The organism is Flavobacterium rhamnosiphilum, from assembly GCF_004349195.1.
Classification (GTDB): Bacteria; Bacteroidota; Bacteroidia; order Flavobacteriales; family Flavobacteriaceae; genus Flavobacterium; species Flavobacterium rhamnosiphilum.
Genome location: NZ_SMLG01000001.1, coordinates 25,410 through 47,038 on the forward strand (window position 1 = coordinate 25,410; position 21,629 = coordinate 47,038).

Genomic DNA, 21,629 nt, shown 5'->3' on the forward strand with positions numbered 1-21,629 from the left:
GATTATAATAAATGAAAACCAAAAAATGAAATTAACGAAAACCTTCAACGCTTTTTTTGAAAGCGAAAAATCCGGTGGACTCTTATTACTTTTTGTAACAATACTCTCTCTTTTATTAGCCAATTCACCCATTCAAACCGAATATATTGCCTTCTGGGAAACCAATATTGGCAGTCATTCCATAACGCATTGGATCAATGACGGCTTAATGGCTATTTTCTTCCTTTTAATTGGTTTAGAGTTAGAACGTGAAATATACCAAGGAGAATTATCCAGTATTAAAAATGCGGCTCTACCTATTTTTGGAGCCTTGGGCGGAATGGTTGTTCCTGCCGGAATCTTTTTACTGTTAAATTTTGGAACTATCACACAAAATGGAGCCGGAATCCCTATGGCGACCGATATTGCTTTTGCTATTGGAATCCTATCACTTTTAGGAAATCGCGTACCTACATCGCTCAAAGTATTCTTGACTGCGCTTGCCGTGATCGATGATTTAGGTGCTATCATGGTAATTGCCATATTTTACACGGACACTATTGCTTATTTGAATTTGTTTATTGCTTTTGCTATTATGGGTGGCTTATTTATCCTGAACCGAAGAAAAGTACACAGTCTCTTCCCCTATTTGATTGGTGGTGCTGCGATGTGGTATTTTATGCTAAATTCAGGTGTTCATGCGACAATAACCGGAGTATTACTGGCTTTTGTAATTCCGTTTGGAAATGGAGGCAAAAAAACATCTTCGTATCGATTACAGCATTTTTTACACAAACCGGTAGCGTTTTTTATTCTTCCATTGTTTGCCATAGCAAATACCTGCATTGCCATAAATTCAGATTGGCATGAGGGATTGAATCACCCCAACACGATTGGAATTATGCTGGGACTTGTTGTGGGGAAACCATTGGGAATCTGGCTGTTTTCACTACTGGCAGTTAGTTTAGGTATTTGCAGCCTACCAAGAGACCTAAAGTGGAGCAGTATTATTGGTGCAGGAATGCTGGGCGGAATAGGGTTCACCATGTCTATTTTCATCACATTGCTTGCGTTTAAAAACGACGGAGAAGAAGTGATTACGTATTCTAAAATTGCGATTTTGATTGCTTCCTTTATTGCGGGAACTGTTGGGTTTTTATGGTTGAAATTTAATTTGAAACCCGCTAAATAAAAATAACACCATTGAATAAATATAATTAAAATCAATTTCAAATTAAGCTTAATACCCAAATCTATTGAAACTTTTGATGCTAATGCTTTCTATTTTTTTGGGAGTTTTCCGAAAAATTGTTCCGCATTTTTATAAAATATTTTTTCCTTTTGTTCAGAAGATAAGAAATCAAGTTTATTTACAGACTCTATCACTTGTTTGATATCTCCATTATCAGATCCAAACATCAATCTGTTCTCCAAACCGGCATCTATTAATCTTTTCATTGTGGTGTAAAAATCTTTGTAAGGGATATTGTCTGGATTTGCAATAACAGAAATATCTGTGTATACATTCCAATAAACGCTCATAATACCAACTGTTTCCTCGATAAAAGGATAGCCAGAATGCATAATCCAAATTTTTAATTTCGGAAATTTCAGTATTAAATCTTCCATTAAGATTGGGCTACCTAAACCCACTCGAAAATTAGGGCATCCATGATTTGGACCTGCTAAACCTGTATGAATGCCAACTGGCAGATTGTATTTTTCTGCTAACGCATAATAAGGATATAACAATTTATCCGATGGTGAAATCCCATAATACTGGCTTAATACCTCCCCTATAAAATCAATTTTACCATCATTAATTTGCTGTTCTACCCATTTAATATCGGGGAATTCCTTTCCGTTTGAAAAGCAAAGTTGGTTACTGTATGGTACTTTCCCATTTGGACATGGCAACATTAATCCATGCAATAATTCCATTTTGAATTTATTTCGATACGTATTTTGCAAATCCCATGAAGAACTGATTGCAGCTTTGTAAACACCTGAAGTTTCTAGTTGTTGCATTTGAATGTCAGGATTTGTCTCTCCATGGATATGTGTGTCAAACACTTTTTGAGAGTAAACAGTATAGGATCCAAAAAGAAATGTGATGAGAATTAGTATTAATTTTTTCATGTAATTTCATTTTACTTTCGGTTTCACAATATTGTATTTTGGTTCGTATGCGCATTGCAGGCAATGTCCCCATGCCTCTAACCGTTTGCAAGTTTGGAAAATGAGTGTTTTCGGCTAAACGAAAATACGATTTAAAACGATAATTCCACTGAATTTGCAAATGACTAGAGACCTGTGTTGTAGGAAGCCCGAATTATTTAATTCAGAAATTCTAAATCTAAATAATTTTTGTTTTTGTCTTTCAAATCTACGTATAGAATAGTTTCTCTTTTAATAGCAAAATGCATTTTCAATTTTGTTGTATCCATATCTATGTGAAAGTTATAATTGATGAATTCACTTCTATAAGGAACTTTCATTTCAATCAAATTATAGTTAATATCAACATGAGAAACTTCATCTTCATATTTTGATGTTTTTCTAACTTCTTGTCTCCAAGAATTTGAATTTATTTTAATGTTTTCAAGATTGACAATTATTTTTTCACCGTATTTTTTTAGTTTCTGAATTTCTGCTTTCTTTTCCGTATCAAATTTTTTTTCTTTTAAGTTTAAAAGGAAAAACCAAACTAAAAATGGTAATAAAATTACAGTTCCAATTGCAACAAATAATAGATTTCCATCAATCCCTACATATAGAATTATGAATCCTAAAAAAAATATTCCTGCAAACAAACATCCAAATATTCCATTTAGTTTTTCTCTAACATTTATGTCCATATTGTCAATTTATTTTTTTAGCGTTTTTTTCGTCAACTGGTTTCCTACAACTGTAAATATACGCAAGTTTTAAAAATACAGCAACACTAAGATTTTGATTCTAAATTACTTAAAAATAAATAGATTCTCTAAAATAATTTTACAAACAAAGCTATGACGAATGATTGCAGATTTTTGATTTCAGATGTGGAAATATGTAAACAAATCAATTCTTTCCGCGTGAAGGATAAAAGCAAGCTACCAAAGTAGCGCGGATAGCCAGACCGCATTACAAAAAAGGGTCATCTCAACGGTTGCGCTGAGAAGACCCTTTTTTGTAATGGGGGCACGCCCAAAAGAGGCTTATCCCTTGATTTGTTTCAATGACGTTTTGATTCCTCGTATCAAGGACGAACTGAATCCGTGCATTTCCATTTCGTTCAATCCGGCTATGGTGCAGCCTTGTGGTGTGGTGACACGGTCAATTAATTGTTCCGGATGTACTTTTTCTTCCAGCAGCATTTCGGCAGCGCCTTTTACGGTTTGTGCAGAGATGGCTAATGCGGTTTGCCAGTCAAATCCTATTTCGATTCCGGCTTGCATTGAAGCCCGAATGTAACGTAACGCAAAAGCGGTTCCGCTGGCCGCAAGAACGGTTGCTGCATCCATCAATTTTTCGTCAATAATAGGAGCAGTTCCCAAACTCTGAAAAAGAGAAACTATGTCTTGCGCCTTCTCTTTATCTTTTTCGTGAAACGCAATACAGGTGGCTGATGCGCCAAACTGTGCCGCAATATTGGGCATGATTCGGATCGCACTATTAGAAGTACCGATTTTGTTTTGTAAATTTTCTATGGACAATCCACTCACTGCCGAAGCGATGATTTTATTGGAAATCACAGGAAGGATTTCGGCTAAAACGGTATCTACTTGGTATGGTTTTATGGTCAAAATAATGACATCGGCTTCCTGAATCTGATGGATGTTATTAGTGGAAACTGTAGCGCCCAATTTTTCAAGATACAGAATACTGGATGTGTTTCTTCGGGTTATGGTAACCTGGTTTTCTGGTGAAAATTTTGATAGTCCTAATGCGATAGAAACGCCTAAGTTTCCTCCGCCAATGATGTGTACTTTCATGCTGGTTGTGGTTTTCCTCTCCCCGACCCTCTCCGAAGGAGAGGGAGCCGATATGGAAAAGTGTTAGTTTTTATTATATATTTTAGATTCTTTTAAAAATATTTGAATCCAATTTGCTTTCAATTATTTTCGTCTATTCTTTTATTTCTGTTCCGTTTTACTTCACAAAAATTAAATAACGTTTTAAAATTTTGCACTTACAATTTCTATACTCTTTGTTCTATACTCTTGTTTCTTTCTTAAAATCCCAAAATCATTTTTGCTATCGAAAAATAAATCAGAATTCCGCAAATATCATTACTGGTAGTGATAAATGGTCCGGTTGCCAAAGCGGGGTCGATACCAAATTTATCCAGCAATAACGGAATAAAAGTCCCTATTAACGAGGCAATAATAATTACAGAAACCAATGCTATAGTGACAATAATTCCAATGATGAATTCGACATTCAACAGAAAATGACTTCCTAAAAATAATATTGTCGCCAGAATGACTCCGTTTAATAAACTCAGGGACACTTCCTTGACCAATCTATTAAACAAGGATCCGCTCAACGTATTGTTAGCCAAACCTTGCACAATAATCGCCGATGATTGCACCCCAACATTTCCTGCCATTGCGGCAATAAGTGGCGTAAAAAAGAACAAATTGCCATGTTCCAGCATCGCGCCTTCAAATAATCCCAGTACTTTTACGGAGATAAAACCACCTAAAAGAGCCAAAACTAACCAAGGTAATCGTGCTTTTGTATGTTCAAATATGCTGTCATCTGCTTCAACATCCTGCGAGATACCTGCTGCCAACTGGTAATCCTCATCGGCTTCATCCTTGATTACATCTACAATGTCATCAATGGTGATTCTTCCTACTAATCGTCCCATTTCGTCTACGACAGGAATGGCTTCTAAATCGTATTTTTGCATGATTCGTGCCACCTCAACATCTTCGGTATCTACTTTAACTGAGTTTAGTTTTCGGATGTAAACATCACTTACCGGTGTTCTGGAAGAAGTGGTCAATAAATCCTTGAGGGACAAACGTCCTTTCAATCGGTCTTCATCATCCACCACATAAATAGAATGGACTCTGGAGATATTTTCGGCCTGAATGCGCATTTCTTTTACACACGTTAGCACATTCCAATTTTCGTTGACTTTAACCAATTCCTTATGCATGATTCCACCTGCGGTATCTTCGTCATAACGCAATAAGTCAACAATATCTTTAGCGTGCTCAACATCCTGAAGCTCTGATATTACTTCGGCTTTCAAATCTTGTGAAAGCTCCGCAATAATATCAGCTGCATCATTCGTTTCCAGCTCATCTAATTCTTCCGCAATCTCTTTTGCCGAAAGCCTGCTTAATATATTCTCCCGCAAATCATCTTCCAATTCCAGAAGAATTTCGGCGGTTTTTTCACTGTCTAATACTTTAAAAATATAGGTCGCTTCATTAAAATCAAGCTCATCCAGAATTTCAGCAATATCAGCATGGTGCATATCATTCAATAACACTCCCAGTTGCTGGTCGTCTTTACTTTGAATGAGTTGCTCTAATTCCTGAATTAATTCTTTGCTGATTTTAAACTCCATCGGCTTCTATTTTTTGGGTGAGTGCTATGAACTGTTCTACATTTAATTGCTCTGGTCGAAGGTTGAAAATTTCATCTTCTCTCAAACTATCCGACAAATTTAAGGTTTTTAAACTATTTCGTAACGTTTTACGTCGTTGTTGAAAAGCCGTTTTCACTACCGTAAAAAACAATTTTTCGCCGCAAGGCAAACTGTAATCTTTCTTCCTGCGCAAACGTAAAACTCCTGATTTCACCTTTGGTGGCGGAATAAAAACATTTTCATCTACCGTAAATAAATATTCGGCATCATAAAAAGCCTGAACTAAAACCGATAGGATTCCATAGGCTTTTGTCCCTTTTTTTTCACAAATACGTTGCGCCACTTCTTTCTGGAACATTCCTGCAAATTCCGGAATCTGATCGCGGTATTCCAAGGCTCGAAATACGATTTGTGTCGAAATATTATACGGGAAATTCCCAATTATAGCGAATTGCTTCCCTTCGAAAATTTCGTTGATATTGTATTTCAAGAAATCTTTTGAAATGATTCTATCTTTTAATTTTGGATAATTTTGGTCCAAATACGTCACTGATTCCGTATCGATTTCAATAACGTACGTGTTCACCGGTTTATCCAACAAATATTTTGTCAAAACTCCCATTCCCGGGCCTATCTCCAGTACATCATCATATCCTTCTAAGTTCAACGTGTCGGCAATGTCTTTTGCGATGCTTTCGTCTTTAAGAAAGTGCTGTCCGAGGTGTTTTTTGGCTGTTACTTTTTCCATGTTTTTTGTTTTGCCACGAAGGCACTGAGGCACAAAGTGTTTTTATATTTTTGTTTTGCCACTAAGGTGCAAAGACACAAAGCGTATTTATATTTTCTTTAAATCGGAGGTCGCAAATTGCGACCTCCAATTATATTATTTTCAATCCAACTTCAAGTCGCAAATTACAACTTCAAGATTCGTAGATTTCTAACTGAACACTGAACACTTTTTAATAATCTGCAATCAACTCTAATTCTGTTCTAAAAGCAAGCATTTTGTCTCCAAACAATTTCAATCCTTCTTCACGAAAAGCGGGTGCATCTTCCTGGTAATATTTCTCCAAAGTTTCTTTGCTGTCCGTTGCATATTGAACCGAATAGGTTACTCCGCCCATTTCTTCTTCAATTAAAACCCGTACCATTCTAGCCGAAGAGAATTTCCCTGTAGCCAAAATTTCAGGAATATGTTTGTATTGCATCCAAATCATCCATTGATCGTGAACGCTTTCATGTATGTTTGTGGTAACGTTGTATAATATCATTATTTAAAAGTATTAAGATTAGAGAATTAAGTATTAAGACTTTAAAGAAATTATCTGTTCTATTCTCCAGATTCTATTTGTAATCGTGTTTTGCATTTTGAAATTGACATTGATATTGCCATTTTACAAATTAGTATCTCCTCGCAATTGCCTGAATTTCTTCCTTGCTTCCACAAAATAAATACTGTCCTGATGATTGAACAATACCTTTTCATATAATGGTTTCGCTTTTTCAGGTAGCGATTGCTTGTTATAAATTTCTGCCGAAAAATACAACGCTTCGTCGATGTAAATTCCGTCGCTATGCTGATCCATAATCGTTTGGTATTGGCTTAAAGCCAAAGCAAAATCGCCTTTCTTTTCATATATTTTCCCTAATCGCAACAAGGTCACGGCTTCTATTTCTTGTCCTTTATAGTTTTTCAAAATCGTCTGAAACTGCGTTACCGCTTCCTGATTCCTGTTTTGATACAACAGATAATCTCCTTTGGCAAATTGTTTCAAAGCCGTTTGTGTCGAATCGGCTACGGTATTGTCATTAATTAACAGAAAATATTCCAAAGCGTCATTCGCAATCAACTGCGCATTGGCTGATTTCAATTCCTTGAATTGTTTCAAAGCCCACGCAAAATCAGTTTTGAAATAACTGGTTTTTGCGGCTTTCAAACTGGCTTCATGTGCCATTACATCATTCTTCAAATCCAATTCAATCTGCGAATAATAGATTAAAGCCTGGTTGAATTTTTCTTCATACAGCAAAATATCTGCCAGTTCCATTTTGGCATTAGCCACTTCATAATCATTCAATTGCAATTCCAGCGCTCTCTTGACTATTGCCTTTCCTTCCTCCGGTTTTTTTAAATTAAAAGCCGTAAAATGTGCCTGAATCAGCTGCAAAGATAAGGTAAAAGGACTTATTTCAAATTGCTTCAACAAACCGTCTAATTCTGTGCTGATGGCTGCAAAGTCATTTTCGGACGCTTTTTCAATTTTCATGGTTACCAAATAAGAATTCGCTTGGATAAGCAATTCTAAATCTTGTGTGTTTTCCAATACAAAGCCCAAAATTTCCTTAGCCGCTTCCTGATTCTCTTCTTCAATAGCCAGTTGCCCTAAATTCACAATATTGGCAAGCGATTCCGGATTGCGTTTATAAATGGCTTTTTCCTGAATAAAAGCTTTTCCGAACTCTTTTTGCTGCACATAAAACCAACTCAAATAATGATTCCAAAAGAGATCTTGATTTTTTTGGGTTCTTAGAATTAATGCTTTGCGTAATATTTCATTGAAGTTTGCGTCACCTTCGTCTACCATAAAACGAACCAGTTGATTTTGGATTCTAATGGAGTTCTGAGGATTCGCAAACGCTTCGTCCAGAAAAGTGGAAATCATCATTTCCATATTAGACAATTGACCGTAAAGCAATCCTATTTGATAATTGAAATTAAAATTCGGTTCCAATTCTGTAGCGGTTTGATACGATTTCAGCGCGTATTCAAGCAACACTTTTTTCTCAAAAGCGTTTGAAATTCCGTAGACTTCATTTGGATTTTTTTTGATTCGATCTAAAGCCTGATCGTAGTAAATCTTGGCCTTGGCATCATTTTTTTGCAACTGAAAATTATACCCTAATTCCACCAGAAGATTCCCTTGATTGTACTTGTCAAATCTTTCTTGAATGGCTTTTTCGGCACTTTCAAACTGTTGTAATTGCTGAGAACAATCTATTATTCTTAAAAAATACTGTGAATTTAATGGAATATCTTGCAGTAACTCTTCGTAGCTGATTTTTGCTTTTTCAAAATCACCTTTGTCATAATAATACTGCGCTAATTGTTCGTTTTGCGAAAAACAAATCAATGAAAAAAACAGGGTAATATATAGAAAGAGTTTTTTCATTGTTTTAATTGCAATTTGTTTCGTCAAACATCTCTTTTTTAAACATATAAATCATATAAGACTTGCATCATCTCCATTTTAGAATTTTGCAAAAAACTTATATGACTTATATGTTAAAATTTTTAGTTTATAATATCAAACCCGCAATACGGACGCAAAACCTCAGGAATTACAATTCCTTCCGGAGTTTGGTAATTTTCTAAAATTCCTGCCAAAACTCTTGGCAAAGCCAATGCACTTCCGTTTAAGGTGTGAGCCAATTGGTTTTTTCCGTCTTTGTCTTTGAAACGCAATTTCAAACGATTGGCTTGAAAAGTCTCAAAATTAGAAACCGAACTGATTTCTAACCAACGATCTTGCGCCGTAGAAAACACTTCGAAATCATACGTCAGAGCCGACGTGAATCCCATATCGCCGCCACAAAGTCGCAATATTCGGTATGGTAATTTCAATTCCTGCAATATATTTTTAACGTGTTCCACCATTCCGTCCAAAGCTTCGTATGATTTATCAGGATGTTCTACACGAACGATTTCTACTTTGTCAAATTGATGCAAACGGTTCAATCCACGAACGTGTGCGCCATAAGAACCTGCTTCTCTACGGAAACATGGTGTATAGGCCGTTGTTAAAACGGGTAATTCATTTTCGTTTAAGATTACATCTCTAAACAAATTCGTTACCGGAACCTCAGCCGTTGGAATTAAATATAAATCATCGGTTTTATCATGGTACATTTGCCCTTCTTTGTCCGGCAATTGTCCCGTTCCATAAGCAGATGCTTCATTTACCATGTGCGGCACCTGAACTTCATTGTACCCTGCAGCCGTATTTTTATCCAAGAAATAATTGATCAAGGCGCGTTGTAATCGTGCTCCTTTTCCTTTATACACCGGAAATCCTGCGCCTGTGATTTTTACTCCAAGTTCAAAATCGATGATGTCGTATTTTTTTACTAATTCCCAATGCGGTTGCGCTCCTTCATGCAAAACTGGAATCTCCCCTTCTTCAAAAACGTTTAGGTTTTCCTCTGGTGTTTTTCCAACAGGAACAATATCAGCAGGAAGATTGGGTAACGTATATAATTTTTCTAAAAGTTCTGCGGCAAGCGCATCAGCCGTTTCCGCTAAAGCTTTGCTTTTCTCTTTGTTTAAAACGGTTTTTTCTTTTAGAATTGCGGCTTTCGCTTTCTCTCCGCCTTTCATCAATTCGCCAATGTCTTTGGATAATTTATTAGATTCGGATAAAATTCCGTCTAACTCCACTTGCGTAGCGCGACGTTTTTCGTCCAGTTGTACCACTTCTTCAACAACACTTGTAGCATCGATGTTTCTCTTTGCCAAAGCGGTGATTACTTTTTCTTGATTCTCTCTAATAAATGCGATTTGTAACATAGCTTGATTTTTTTAACGCTAACTTTTATAATAATGGAAGCAAATTTAAGGAAATGTTTGATAGAAATGAGGGAAAGTTTGTCCAAAAGTCGCAAGTCTTAATGTCTTAAAGTCAAATGCACCGATTATTGCCCGATTATTATTGCATGTGATTTACAATCAATAGAATAAAGTCAGTAACCAACTAAACGCATTAAGAATGAGACTTTAAAACTTGCGACTTTTGACTTTAGATTACTCTCTTTTAATCTCATGACCCACAAATTCTTCTAAGGCTGCAAACATGTCATCTACAGAAAGGACTTCGAAATCTGGGTGGGTTTTTAAGAAAGTAGCATTCAAAGTAATTAGATTTTCTTCTATTTCAAAAAAAGCGTCGTTGTTAAGCAAATCTCTGATAGGGTTTACGCCTTCCAATTTCCCTTTCAGGAACTTATTCAACTTCACACTGCTCATTAATTTTACTTTTTTGGATTGCTGTCGGAACAATTCCAAATGTTTTTCGGCGCCAATTAATGCCAAACCTTCTTCGATTAATTCGTTTAATTCTTTATCCCAACCCGAATTATATACAAACTGAGCAAAATTTCCTTCGGTATATTGTGAGGTATAATAATCTAAATAGTAACTCATTATAGCATCTTCGTGAATCAAATCATCGTTTATGCCTTCCTCACGCATTAAATTGATTACCGAAATATTAGAGTGAATTACATCTTGGAGATTTTCACTGTTCATTGCAGTTTCTGAAATAATTATTCTACCGAATTCCATAGGTTTTGTGTTTGAATATGTGCTGCAAATTTCGGGTAAATTATTACAGGAAAGAAATACAATGTGATTTATATGACATCAGATTCGTCACTACTCTTTTTCTGATTCATTTTTGTAACCAAAGCTTTCAAACGCAAGGCTTTTTCTTTTTTCTCCTCTTGAAGTTTAGCCTTTTTCCGATTTAGCAATTTGGTATGTAAAGCCTTATTTTTGGTGTTTTTTTCGGGTCCTTTTGCCATAATTTATACGCTACTTTAATTACGTTTGCAAATATAAATAAACTGATTGTAAGAACAGATTACAAATCCAACCGATAGTGCTGATTTGCAATCCGCGCAGACAAACTAAGGCAAAAAGACAGGCAATATTTATTTCTAAAAATGATTATTTACTAATTCAATTAGTTTTAATTTCTCTTGCGGGCACAGATTACATATCTGCGCTATCGGGTTTTTAGAACTTGAAACCTTAGTTTAAATTGGTTCTATTTTACGAGGTAACTTCGTGAAGTTGCGCTAAGGTTTTCATAAAAAATTTCATAAATCTTTACATAAAAGCTATAACACCAAGGTTCGCAAAGGCTACACAGAGATCCTTTATATAGTGATTATTTTATTCTATTTTTTGCTATTTCAATCAATATATTTGTAATATCTAACTCAGTAAAATGATTTCTTTTGATACTTTCTAAAATCATAGTATTGAAATCATGCCATGGAAGTTCACTTGATCCTCTAATATTAAATCCTCCATTTGAATTATTATCAAATCTATTTCTTATCGAAAAATCACTTCCATTATCCCAGCTTGATTCTCCCCATTCGATACTGTGATCTTTTGATAGGTTTATTTTGTCTTTTGGTTTCATTTTTTTATAATAAATTATGGAATACAACAATCATTCAGTTTTTGATTTAATGGATTACTTATATTCTTCAGATAATGGACTTACAGATTCTACCTTTACAATTAAATCATCATTTTCATTTTTTTGAGCTGTATATTTAATTGAACCCTTATAAATAATTGTATCTCCAATTTTAATATTTCCTTCACAGTTACAAATTTTCAAACTATTATCAAAGGAAGTGGTCATTATATTATCTATTTTTGAGTCTTTGGCACTTACATTGTATATAAATGCTCTATTACCATTTTCATTAATTAAGATTTCATTATTTTCTTCTAAAATTTGAAAAACTGTATTTGTAATTTCTTCATTATTACAATTAGGTTGTTCTCCACAAGCTGTTAAAAGCGTAAATAAAATAAATAAGCTAACAATTTTCTTCATTTTTTTAGTTTTTATTTATATGCAAATGTGCCATCGGGTTTTACAAATGATTTTGCAACTTTATCTGCTTCATTTTGTAATTCTAATTTACTAACTCACGTTACGCAAAAGCACTATAAAATTTCATAGTGCTTTTGCGTAACGTGAGTTATTTTACTGAAAAGGTTTTATTCATTCTCTTTTTTAAAAAATAATAATTCAGGAGATTTCAGAACAAAAGAAACGAAGTCATTATAAAATGAACCAGCACCTATAGCTATTGATTGTTTTTTTTGAATATTTTCTCTAAAATTCACTACATAGCTATAGGTCACATTTTCAATTAATTCATAATCTTTACCCTCATATCCAAAAATTTTACAGTTACAATATCTGTCTTTATTTGATAAATCAAAACTAATTATATTTTTATTTTTATTGTTTATAAAATTAATTATACTATCTCTATTTGGTGTATATTTTTCTAAAACTCTTCCGTCTTGTTCTTCTTTTTCAATATATTTGATGATGTGATTTTTGTAAAATTCAATTATAAAGCCTGTTCTGTCACCAGACCTACTTCGACCTTTAAAATTTATTAAGCCATTAAAATTCCCCAATGAATCTAATTCAATTTTAAAATCGTCAAGTACTATTTCACCTATTAACGTGTCATTTTTAAAAGTAAAAGATGACACATTATGTATTTTTTTATCAGGATTATTATATTTATATGTCCACAAACCATTTTTTTTACCTCCTATATATTTACCATTTATATAACTAAATTCTTTATTATAACCTATATTCTCTTTATAAACAAAAGTCCAATTATCATTAAATTTATTATCATTAAAGTTTCCTTCAATGATAACTTTTCTATCTGTTGAATTATATAAAAAAGACCCTTGTTTAATTCTTTCATAATCATTGGTTTCAAAGTATTCATATTTTGCAAAACCACCTAAATATTTACCTTCATATATTAATTTAGTTTGTGAATTACAGAAGTTTGTTATTAATAAAAAAAATACATGAATAACCATGTATTTTTTTTCTTTTTTAGTTCTTTGTAAGTATTTAAGAATCATAACTTGAATTTTCAAATCTGGTATTTTATTTAAAATATTTATTGTGTTGTATTTTCTAATTCTGCTGACTTTTTCTTCTTAAATCTCATTTCTTTCAATTCTTTCTATCTATTCATTTAAGTTATATAGCATTAAAAACCATAGAATTGTGGTTAATTACGTAAATACTTTTAAAGAAAAACCTGCCTTTTTACAAATATAGAATATTTACAGCTTTAAACAACCGACTATTTACAATCACTTATAAAAAATCGATTACAACTAAATTCATTGCATGAGTGTAGAGCGAAAAAAGAAATCCCACAAATTGTTGTTCTAGTTGGAAACAGAATAAAAGCAATCATTAAATATTTAAGAATATTAAACAACGTGATGTCGTATATGGTACAGGTTTAGATGTTGAAAACTTGAAAAAACATATCAAAGAAAAACAAGAAATAAAGATTAGCGCAATGATGAAAACAGTCAATTCCTTAAATATTAATGGAAGTGATTTATTTGAAGAATAACTACTAAATCGACAATAATCAACTTTTACCACACTAAAATCATACTCTGATCTAATAAACTAAATTGTTTTTTCAAGTTTTAGGAATTCTTTTTTGATTCCTCGTTCCTACCATTGACTTTTTTTGTAAAAGAATTAAGCCTCGAAATGACAAACAAGACGAAAACGTTCTTATGAAAATGATTGCCTTAGCCCCGATAACAGTGAAAATCCTTTTACTTTTTTCTTTAAAAAGTAAAAGATTGCAACGGATAGCGGGAAATTGCTTCAAATAAAAATTCTATTGCTTATTTTTGCACTCAATAAAATTGAATCATGATACAGAATCCAAAAAGATATACGATTACTGCGGCATTGCCTTATACGAACGGACCGATTCACATTGGCCATTTGGCGGGGGTTTACGTGCCTTCTGACATATATTCCAGATATTTAAGATTGCAGGGAAGAGACGTTTTGTTTGTTTGCGGAAGCGACGAACACGGCGTGGCGATTTCGATGAAAGCCAAAAAAGAAGGCATTACGCCACAGGAAGTAATCGATAAATATGACGGAATCATTCGTAAATCGTTCTCTGATTTTGGAATTTCGTTTGATAATTATTCCAGAACTTCGGCTAAAATTCATCATGATACGGCTTCGGAATTTTTTAGAAAACTGTATGACAAAGGTGACTTTATCGAGGAAGTGACCGAACAATTGTATGATGCAAAAGCAGATCAATTCTTGGCAGACCGTTTTGTGGTGGGAACTTGCCCAAAATGCGGCAACGAAGAAGCCTATGGTGACCAATGCGAGAAATGTGGTTCTACGCTGAATGCTACAGATTTGATTAATCCAAAATCTACAATTACGGGAGAAACTCCTATCTTGAAATCAACGAAACACTGGTTTTTGCCTTTGGACCGTTATGAAGATTTCTTGAAAGAATGGATTCTCGTTGGACATAAAAATGACTGGAAACCGAATGTTTACGGGCAAGTAAAATCGTGGATTGATGGTGGGTTAGAGCCTCGTGCAGTAACTCGTGACCTCGATTGGGGAATCGATGTTCCGGTTGAAGGAGCCGAAGGAAAAAAATTATATGTGTGGTTTGATGCGCCGATTGGCTATATTTCATCTACCAAAGAGTGGGCTTTGCGCGAAGGAAAAGATTGGGAGCCGTACTGGAAAGATCAAGACACAAAACTGGTTCACTTTATTGGGAAAGACAATATTGTTTTCCATTGCATCATTTTTCCTGCGATGTTGAAAGCCGAAGGAAGTTATATTTTGCCAGACAATGTGCCTGCAAATGAGTTTTTGAACTTGGAAGGAAATAAACTTTCGACTTCTAAAAACTGGGCAGTTTGGTTGCACGAATATTTAGAAGAATTCCCAAATCAGCAAGATGTTTTGCGTTATGCGTTGACATCGAATGCGCCGGAAACTAAGGATAATGATTTTACCTGGAAAGATTTTCAGGCGAGAAATAACAATGAATTGGTGGCGATTTACGGGAATTTCATTAATCGTGTCGTGGTTTTAACTAATAAATATTACAACGGAATTGTTCCGCAACCGAACGAACTTTCGGAAGTAGACGAAGCGACTTTAACCGAATTGAAAGCCTATCCTGCTGTGATTTCAAGTTCTGTGGAACGTTACAGATTTCGTGAAGCCTTGAGTGAATTGATGAATGTGGCGCGTTTAGGAAATAAATATTTGGCGGATGAAGAACCTTGGAAAGTTATCAAAGACAATCCGGAGCGCGTACAAACACAAATGTATGTGGCGTTGCAAATTGCAGCTGCATTGAGTTCACTTTGCGAACCGTTCTTGCCATTTACAGCTACAAAATTGTCAAGAATTCTAAAAATAGAAAGTCCGTTAAACTGGAATACTATTGCTCAAAATTCTGATTTGATTCCTGCCGGACATCAAATTGGCGAAGCTGAATTGTTGTTTGCAAAAATTGAAGATGAGGAAATCCAAAAACAAATAGACAAACTGGAAGCGACTAAAACCGCTAACAAAGCCGAGAATAAAGTAGCGGAGCCTCAGAAAGAATTAATTCAGTTTGAGGATTTTGCCAAAATGGATATCCGTACAGGAACGATCCTGGAAGCCGAAAAAATGCCAAAAGCGAACAAGCTTTTGATTTTGAAGGTAGATACCGGAATTGACGTTCGCACGATAGTATCGGGAATTGCCGAGAGCTTTAAACCAGAAGACATTGTTGGAAAACGCGTGACTGTTTTAGTAAATTTGGCTCCAAGAAACCTTCGTGGCGTAGAAAGCCAGGGAATGATTTTGATGACCACCAATGCCGAAGGAAAACTGGTTTTTGTGAATCCGGATACGGATGGCGTTGCCAATGGAGAGACAATCAATTAAGTAAATTATAAAATGAAAATAAAAAAGCCGCAATTAGCTTTAATTGTTGGAATACTCTGCATTTCGATTTTTCCAATATTGATAAAACTTCGGTTAACTCCCGGACTGATTTCGGCTTTTTATAGAATGGCAATTGCAGCAACTTTGCTATTGCCTTATGTCATTATTACAAAAAAATTCAAGCTTCCAACAATCAAACTATTAATTCCTGCCATAATTTGCGGAATTTTATTTGCCTCAGATGTTGCCGTTTGGAATATTGCCATCCAAGAATCTAGCGCCACTCAGGCTTCACTGCTTACTAATTTATCGCCGCTTTGGGTGGGAATTGGTTCGTTTCTGTTCTTAAAAACAAAACCCGCCACTAATTTCTGGATTGGAACTGCAGTTTCATTGTTCGGAATGATTATGTTGGTTGGCTTCCAGTTTTTCATCGAACTGAATTTTGACACCGCTTTCCTTTTAGCCGTATTATCGGGTATTTTATATGCTATTTACTTACTGATCAGCAAAAAAGTGCTTTCTAAAGTGGATGTGCTTTCGTTTATGACCATCAGCCTAATTTCTTCAAGTATATATTTAGGAATTCTCTGTTTAATGCTGGGAGAACCTTTTTCTGGATTTTCCGATGCTGGCTGGCTGGTCTTATTGGTCCAGGCAGTCGTTTGCCAACTATTAGCATGGTTATCGCTCAGTTATGCCACACAACACATGCGCGCCACACGAGTGTCTTTGAGTTTGCTGGGCCAAGCCGTTTTGACTTCTATTTTAGCTTGGTTATTTTTAGATGAAATAATCACACTACAAATGATTATCGGAGGAATTATTTTACTTTTGGGAATCCGAATTACCTTTTATTCGAAAACAATTTCAATGAAGAAAGTTTTTTCCAAGACAGCGGAAAATTAAAAGTAAAATCTCAATTATTATCAAAATAAAATAAAAATGGAACTAAAAGTAATTGCTTTCGATGCCGATGACACCTTATGGATCAACGAAACGTATTTTGATGAAACCGAGAAAAAATTCTGTGGTTTGATGGAAGATTATTTGTCCCATCAAGGAATATCGCAAGAGCTTTTTAAGGTAGAAATCGACAATCTTAAATTGTACGGTTACGGAATCAAAGGCTACATTCTTTCAATGATTGAAGCGGCGATGATTATTTCGAACAATACAATTCCTATCGAAATCATTGAAAAAATCGTTCAATACGGAAAAGAATTACTCGAAAAACCGATTATTTTATTGGATGGCGTAGAAGAAACCCTGGAAGCTTTGCATGGGAAATACAAACTGGTTGTTGCCACCAAAGGCGATTTATTGGATCAACGCCGAAAATTACACAATTCAGGTTTGGGTCATTATTTTCACCATATCGAAGTGATGTCAGACAAGCAAGAAATTGATTATTCGGACTTAATCAAACGACTGGAAATACAACCTTCCGAGTTTTTCATGATTGGCAATTCTTTAAAATCGGATGTTTTACCCGTTTTAGCCATTGGCGGACACGCCGTTCATATTCCATTTCATACGACTTGGGCACACGAAAAAATAGACCATAAAGTGGAGCACGAAAACTTCAGTACTTTTGAAAAAATAACTGAAGTTTTAAAAAATTTGGAACAAAACGGCCTGTTTTAAACCTCTTTGACCATTAATCACAGTATTTTCAACCAAAAACACTTGAATTTAAAGTTAATATTTTTATATAATCTATAAAAATATTACAAAATATTGCTAAAAGCGCTATTCCCAACTCGATTTACAGAATTAAAACTAATTCTTACATAATTAACTGTTTAAAATTTCTTATCTAACAATATGTCTTATTTTTGCATGAAATTTAAAACAATAAAATTATGAAAAAAATCATACTTACGTTGGTTTTTGCTTTGGCAATTACAACTTTGAGTGCTCAAACAGAAACTGAAGAAAGCACAGGAAATGACTTTAACAAATGGTCTGTTGAATTAGCTGGTGGTTTTAACAAACCTCAAAGGCCAATGACTGCAGGTTACAACACAACATTGGTAAGCCCTTACGTTGTTGATTTAGGAGTTCGCTACATGTTTAACAACAAATTCGGTTTGAAAGCTGATCTTGGTTTAAACAGTTTCACAGGAAAAAAGGAATCTGTTGATTTCGACACTAAGTACTACAGAGTAAACCTACAGGGTGTTGCTAACTTAGGAAGAATCATGAGTTTTGAAACTTGGACCAATAGAATTGGTTTGTTAGGTCATGCTGGTTTTGGTTTAGGAATGTTAGAAAGAAAAGAGCCTTCTTACAAAAAAGACAGAGTGGGTAATTTCATGGCTGGTTTAACTGGTCAAATCAAATTAACTGACAGAATTGCTTTAACAGGAGATTTTACTACAATACTTAATGCGAAACAAAACCTTGCTTTTGATGGCGCTAGTTCATCAAGTACAAGAGGTTTCGGCGGAATTCTTTTTAATGGTACTGCAGGTATTACAGTTTACTTAGGTAAAAATGTAAAACATGCTGACTGGGTTCTTGACAATGAAGACAGATTCAATGTTATCGACAACAGACTTACAGCTATCGAAACAAAAATGCTTGATGCTGACAATGATGGCGTTGCTGATTACTTAGATCAAGAGCCAAATACTGCCGCAGGTGCAATGGTTGATACTAAAGGAAAATCAATTGATAAAAACAACAATAATGTTCCTGATGAAACAGAAGCTTACATCTTGAAAAATTACGCTGCTAAAACTGGTGATACTGGTGTTGTATACGACAACGAATTGATCAAAAGTTTAATTAATGGTGGTTATGTTGCGGTTTATTTTGATTTTGACAAATCTACACCTACTAATGTTTCTACAGAAGGAATTGATTTTATCTTAACCTATTTAAGAAACAATCCATCTGCTTCAGTTGATATTAGTGGTCATGCTGACGAATTAGGAAGATCTGCATACAATGATAAATTATCTAGTGCAAGAGCTAACAATGTAAAAAACACTTTAGTGAAAGCTAAAATTGACGCATCAAGATTGAATGTAATTGCTGCTGGTGAAGATACTTCAGTTGATAAAACTTCAGAAAATGCAAGAAGATTAGTTAGAAGAGTTACTTTCATAGTAAAATAAGCTACTTTTTCATCTCAAAAAGCCCTAAAGGAAATTTCTTTTAGGGCTTTTTTTATGCCTGTTATTCCCAGTTTTATCAAAAACTTTTTTGAATATCACTGAATTACAAACATCAATTTTCTGGTTTGTTTACGACAAAAGTAAAATAAAACAAATTCAAGGTTCAAAAGAATAACTGTATTTTTGAATCCTAAATAAAATTACAAAATCTTGAAAACACTTTTAGATATAGAGAACTGGTCTAGAAAGGAGCATTTCCATTTTTTTAGACAATTCGAAGAACCTTTTTTTGGCGCAACCGTAGAAATTGATTGTACCAAAGCCTATGCTACCGCAAAATCGCTGAACGCATCCTTTTTTACCTACTATTTACACAAAACGTTGGTTGCTGTCAATACCACCGAATCATTTCGCTACAGGATTTCGGATGACCAAATATATATTTATGACCAAATTAATGCTTCTGCAACTATTGGCCGTGAAAATGGCAGTTTCGGATTTTCTTTAATCGAATACAACTCTGATTTTGCTGTTTTTGCTGCGACTGCATTGGTGGAGATTGAAAGAATACAAAACACGACCGGTCTTTTTACCCGAACATTTACGGATGATAATGTAATCCATTTTTCGGCGATTCCGTGGCTGGATTTCACATCGTTATCGCATGCCCGAAGTTATACTTTCCCGGATAGCTGTCCGAAGATTTCTTTTGGAAAAATGAAAATTGCTGAAAACGGCAAGAGAACCATGCCAATGTCAATTCATGTACATCATGGATTAGTAGATGGCTTACATTTAGGACAATTTGTAGATTGTTTTCAGGAATTGATGAATCGTTCGTTATAAAATTATTTGTTAAAATTTCGGAATGATTTTTGTAGGTAAAGCTATATGAAAAAATCTTTACTCTTCTTGCTACTGATCTACAAATCAGCATTGTTTAGTCAAACAGTATTGACTTCCTATCCTTTAGATTTAAAGAAATCTGAAGAAAACAGTCAGATTTTAAATGCTGAAAACACAGTAACACATGATGTTTTTTCCTTTATAGCAAACACGCAAAATATTACTATTTTAAAATACAATAGCGCTTTGTTCTTGACCAATCAATATACTGGTTCGTTCTTAAATTTAGAAAACAAATCAATAATTGGATATAGTTTTAGCGAAGATGGAAATCCAACTCTTTATTGGTCTTCAATGGATTTTAATGAAATTATAGTGATCAAATATTATTTAGAAAACAAAACTTTTAAGGCTTTAAAATTTAGATTTCCTTCTTCAAATCATTATGTTATAACATCTTTCCAGAAGGATAATTTATTCTATATCCTTTCTAAAAACCTATCAGAACAAACTTTAACTCTTTATGCTTTTAAAAACGGAGGAGCTGAAGAAAAAACATTTGATTTTTCAGACTTTCTTTTTCAAAATAAAAACACACAAAGAATATCTTTTAATAAAGTTATTGAAGCTTTTCCTATTGAAAAAATGGAAGTTGACGATTACAATCCGTTATTCAAAAGCACGCAGAAAAGCAAAGTTTATATGCTCGATGAGCGCATTATCCTAACATTAGATCATAATCCTAAAAAAACACAAGTCTTTGATCTTAATTTCAAAAATCATACTATAACCGAAAAAAACTTCGCTCAACCAATTCCAAAAAAAGCAGCTCGATCATCAAACTCTTTTTTTTATGAAAACAAAATATTTCAGGTTAATGCCAATGCAGATGGGCTTTTATTTGATGTAAAAGACTATGATTCTGGTTTGACTATAAAAAACATTACTGTTTCTAAAAATGATACCATTCTTTTCAAAAACTCCCCATTATTAATACAAAGAGAGAATGGAAGGCCAAAAGAATTAAACAAAACGAAAAAATTCCTGCAGTATTTGTCTAATTTAGATATTGGCGTATCGGTTTTTAAAAACAAAAAACACACTTTAATTACATTTGGAGGAACTCCAAAAAATAATTTTGTAGATCATTATTCAAGGAATAATGTCAGTTTTGGACAATCCGATGATGAATTTGAGCAAATGTTTCCGCAAAATAATTTTTCACCAAACATTCATACAGAAACTGTTTTTTTTGAAAGTAGCTGGGACAAAAATTTTGAGTTCAACAATCAGGAATCACCACCACTTGCTATTGATAATATTTCCTATTTTTTAAGTCAGCATAAAGAAGTGACTTTAGAAAATATAATAAAATTTAAAGATTATTTTATTTTGGGTTATTACGACAGTGCCACAAAAGAATATGTTATGCGTAAATTTAAAGATGGATATAATTGAATATAAATCAACTTAATTAAAATATTTTTTAGCGAGAATGCTTAA

At 34.1% G+C, this 21,629-nt stretch carries 20 protein-coding genes; 7 read left to right on the top strand and 13 right to left on the bottom strand.

Annotated elements, in window-relative coordinates:
• Positions 1-25 precede the first annotated feature (25 nt).
• Positions 26-1,171 (top strand): Na+/H+ antiporter NhaA, encoded by a 1,146-nt coding sequence (gene nhaA / locus E0I26_RS00105; protein ID WP_131914475.1) that lies wholly within the window; start codon positions 26-28, stop codon positions 1,169-1,171.
• A gap of 89 nt (positions 1,172-1,260) precedes the next feature.
• Here the strand turns inward: nhaA and E0I26_RS00110 are convergent, their stop codons facing one another.
• The 13 genes from E0I26_RS00110 to E0I26_RS00165 all read right to left on the bottom strand — a co-directional run bounded on the left by E0I26_RS00110 (position 1,261) and on the right by E0I26_RS00165 (position 13,286).
• On the bottom strand, positions 1,261-2,118 hold the full coding sequence (locus tag E0I26_RS00110) for an amidohydrolase family protein (protein ID WP_131914476.1): 858 nt from the start codon (positions 2,116-2,118) through the stop codon (positions 1,261-1,263).
• A gap of 197 nt (positions 2,119-2,315) precedes the next feature.
• On the bottom strand, positions 2,316-2,837 hold the full coding sequence (locus tag E0I26_RS00115; RefSeq protein ID WP_131914477.1) for a hypothetical protein: 522 nt from the start codon (positions 2,835-2,837) through the stop codon (positions 2,316-2,318).
• 342 nt (positions 2,838-3,179) lie between these two features.
• Entirely contained in the window at positions 3,180-3,956 is a 777-nt protein-coding gene (gene proC, locus E0I26_RS00120; protein ID WP_131914478.1) for a pyrroline-5-carboxylate reductase, read from the bottom strand.
• A 239-nt stretch (positions 3,957-4,195) separates the two neighbouring features.
• Positions 4,196-5,548, bottom strand: a complete 1,353-nt coding sequence (gene mgtE, locus E0I26_RS00125) for a magnesium transporter (protein WP_131914479.1) — start codon at positions 5,546-5,548, stop codon at positions 4,196-4,198.
• Positions 5,538-6,317, bottom strand: coding sequence for a 16S rRNA (adenine(1518)-N(6)/adenine(1519)-N(6))-dimethyltransferase RsmA (gene rsmA / locus E0I26_RS00130; protein WP_131914480.1), 780 nt, complete (start codon positions 6,315-6,317; stop codon positions 5,538-5,540). Before rsmA ends, mgtE begins: the two co-directional genes overlap by 11 nt.
• 211 nt (positions 6,318-6,528) lie before the next feature.
• Complete coding sequence (locus E0I26_RS00135) at positions 6,529-6,840, bottom strand: DUF4286 family protein (RefSeq protein ID WP_131914481.1); 312 nt, start codon at positions 6,838-6,840, stop codon at positions 6,529-6,531.
• 123 nt (positions 6,841-6,963) lie between these two features.
• The gene (locus tag E0I26_RS00140; protein WP_131914482.1) at positions 6,964-8,739 is read right to left on the bottom strand and encodes a tetratricopeptide repeat protein; all 1,776 of its coding nucleotides are present in this window, start codon (positions 8,737-8,739) and stop codon (positions 6,964-6,966) included.
• 122 nt (positions 8,740-8,861) lie between these two features.
• Positions 8,862-10,133 carry a serine--tRNA ligase gene (serS, locus tag E0I26_RS00145; RefSeq protein ID WP_131914483.1) on the bottom strand — a complete coding sequence of 424 codons (1,272 nt, stop codon included), beginning with the start codon at positions 10,131-10,133 and terminating at the stop codon, positions 8,862-8,864.
• A gap of 234 nt (positions 10,134-10,367) precedes the next feature.
• Entirely contained in the window at positions 10,368-10,907 is a 540-nt protein-coding gene (locus E0I26_RS00150; protein ID WP_131914484.1) for a DMP19 family protein, read from the bottom strand.
• A gap of 68 nt (positions 10,908-10,975) precedes the next feature.
• Positions 10,976-11,146, bottom strand: coding sequence for a hypothetical protein (locus tag E0I26_RS16410; RefSeq protein WP_165929382.1), 171 nt, complete (start codon positions 11,144-11,146; stop codon positions 10,976-10,978).
• Between the two features lie 368 nt (positions 11,147-11,514).
• Entirely contained in the window at positions 11,515-11,775 is a 261-nt protein-coding gene (locus E0I26_RS00155; RefSeq protein WP_131914485.1) for a hypothetical protein, read from the bottom strand.
• A 54-nt stretch (positions 11,776-11,829) separates the two neighbouring features.
• On the bottom strand, positions 11,830-12,201 hold the full coding sequence (locus tag E0I26_RS00160; RefSeq protein ID WP_131914486.1) for a hypothetical protein: 372 nt from the start codon (positions 12,199-12,201) through the stop codon (positions 11,830-11,832).
• 167 nt (positions 12,202-12,368) lie between these two features.
• Positions 12,369-13,286 carry a hypothetical protein gene (locus E0I26_RS00165; protein ID WP_131914487.1) on the bottom strand — a complete coding sequence of 306 codons (918 nt, stop codon included), beginning with the start codon at positions 13,284-13,286 and terminating at the stop codon, positions 12,369-12,371.
• An 808-nt stretch (positions 13,287-14,094) separates the two neighbouring features.
• Here E0I26_RS00165 and metG point away from each other — a divergent pair.
• The 6 genes from metG to E0I26_RS00195 all read left to right on the top strand — a co-directional run bounded on the left by metG (position 14,095) and on the right by E0I26_RS00195 (position 21,584).
• Complete coding sequence (gene metG / locus E0I26_RS00170) at positions 14,095-16,155, top strand: methionine--tRNA ligase (protein ID WP_131914488.1); 2,061 nt, start codon at positions 14,095-14,097, stop codon at positions 16,153-16,155.
• 12 nt (positions 16,156-16,167) lie between these two features.
• Positions 16,168-17,064 (top strand): DMT family transporter, encoded by an 897-nt coding sequence (locus E0I26_RS00175; RefSeq protein ID WP_131914489.1) that lies wholly within the window; start codon positions 16,168-16,170, stop codon positions 17,062-17,064.
• Positions 17,065-17,100: 36 nt separating this feature from the next.
• The gene (locus tag E0I26_RS00180; protein WP_131914490.1) at positions 17,101-17,802 is read left to right on the top strand and encodes an HAD family hydrolase; all 702 of its coding nucleotides are present in this window, start codon (positions 17,101-17,103) and stop codon (positions 17,800-17,802) included.
• A gap of 218 nt (positions 17,803-18,020) precedes the next feature.
• Complete coding sequence (locus E0I26_RS00185; RefSeq protein ID WP_131914491.1) at positions 18,021-19,280, top strand: OmpA family protein; 1,260 nt, start codon at positions 18,021-18,023, stop codon at positions 19,278-19,280.
• A gap of 210 nt (positions 19,281-19,490) precedes the next feature.
• Positions 19,491-20,126 (top strand): chloramphenicol acetyltransferase, encoded by a 636-nt coding sequence (locus E0I26_RS00190; RefSeq protein ID WP_131914492.1) that lies wholly within the window; start codon positions 19,491-19,493, stop codon positions 20,124-20,126.
• 45 nt (positions 20,127-20,171) lie between these two features.
• A complete protein-coding gene (locus E0I26_RS00195; protein WP_131914493.1) occupies positions 20,172-21,584 on the top strand; it encodes a hypothetical protein in 1,413 nt (470 codons plus the stop codon).
• Positions 21,585-21,629: the final 45 nt, after the last annotated feature.

What these genes read in the sequence shown, in the direction of transcription:
- nhaA (WP_131914475.1), top strand. Translation starts at nt 26, where the DNA reads ATGAAATTAACGAAAACCTTCAACGCTTTTTTTGAAAGCGAAAAATCC.
- E0I26_RS00110 (WP_131914476.1), bottom strand. Translation starts at nt 2,118, where the DNA reads ATGAAAAAATTAATACTAATTCTCATCACATTTCTTTTTGGATCCTAT.
- E0I26_RS00115 (WP_131914477.1), bottom strand. Translation starts at nt 2,837, where the DNA reads ATGGACATAAATGTTAGAGAAAAACTAAATGGAATATTTGGATGTTTG.
- proC (WP_131914478.1), bottom strand. Translation starts at nt 3,956, where the DNA reads ATGAAAGTACACATCATTGGCGGAGGAAACTTAGGCGTTTCTATCGCA.
- mgtE (WP_131914479.1), bottom strand. Translation starts at nt 5,548, where the DNA reads ATGGAGTTTAAAATCAGCAAAGAATTAATTCAGGAATTAGAGCAACTC.
- rsmA (WP_131914480.1), bottom strand. Translation starts at nt 6,317, where the DNA reads ATGGAAAAAGTAACAGCCAAAAAACACCTCGGACAGCACTTTCTTAAA.
- E0I26_RS00135 (WP_131914481.1), bottom strand. Translation starts at nt 6,840, where the DNA reads ATGATATTATACAACGTTACCACAAACATACATGAAAGCGTTCACGAT.
- E0I26_RS00140 (WP_131914482.1), bottom strand. Translation starts at nt 8,739, where the DNA reads ATGAAAAAACTCTTTCTATATATTACCCTGTTTTTTTCATTGATTTGT.
- serS (WP_131914483.1), bottom strand. Translation starts at nt 10,133, where the DNA reads ATGTTACAAATCGCATTTATTAGAGAGAATCAAGAAAAAGTAATCACC.
- E0I26_RS00150 (WP_131914484.1), bottom strand. Translation starts at nt 10,907, where the DNA reads ATGGAATTCGGTAGAATAATTATTTCAGAAACTGCAATGAACAGTGAA.
- E0I26_RS16410 (WP_165929382.1), bottom strand. Translation starts at nt 11,146, where the DNA reads ATGGCAAAAGGACCCGAAAAAAACACCAAAAATAAGGCTTTACATACC.
- E0I26_RS00155 (WP_131914485.1), bottom strand. Translation starts at nt 11,775, where the DNA reads ATGAAACCAAAAGACAAAATAAACCTATCAAAAGATCACAGTATCGAA.
- E0I26_RS00160 (WP_131914486.1), bottom strand. Translation starts at nt 12,201, where the DNA reads ATGAAGAAAATTGTTAGCTTATTTATTTTATTTACGCTTTTAACAGCT.
- metG (WP_131914488.1), top strand. Translation starts at nt 14,095, where the DNA reads ATGATACAGAATCCAAAAAGATATACGATTACTGCGGCATTGCCTTAT.
- E0I26_RS00175 (WP_131914489.1), top strand. Translation starts at nt 16,168, where the DNA reads ATGAAAATAAAAAAGCCGCAATTAGCTTTAATTGTTGGAATACTCTGC.
- E0I26_RS00180 (WP_131914490.1), top strand. Translation starts at nt 17,101, where the DNA reads ATGGAACTAAAAGTAATTGCTTTCGATGCCGATGACACCTTATGGATC.
- E0I26_RS00185 (WP_131914491.1), top strand. Translation starts at nt 18,021, where the DNA reads ATGAAAAAAATCATACTTACGTTGGTTTTTGCTTTGGCAATTACAACT.
- E0I26_RS00195 (WP_131914493.1), top strand. Translation starts at nt 20,172, where the DNA reads ATGAAAAAATCTTTACTCTTCTTGCTACTGATCTACAAATCAGCATTG.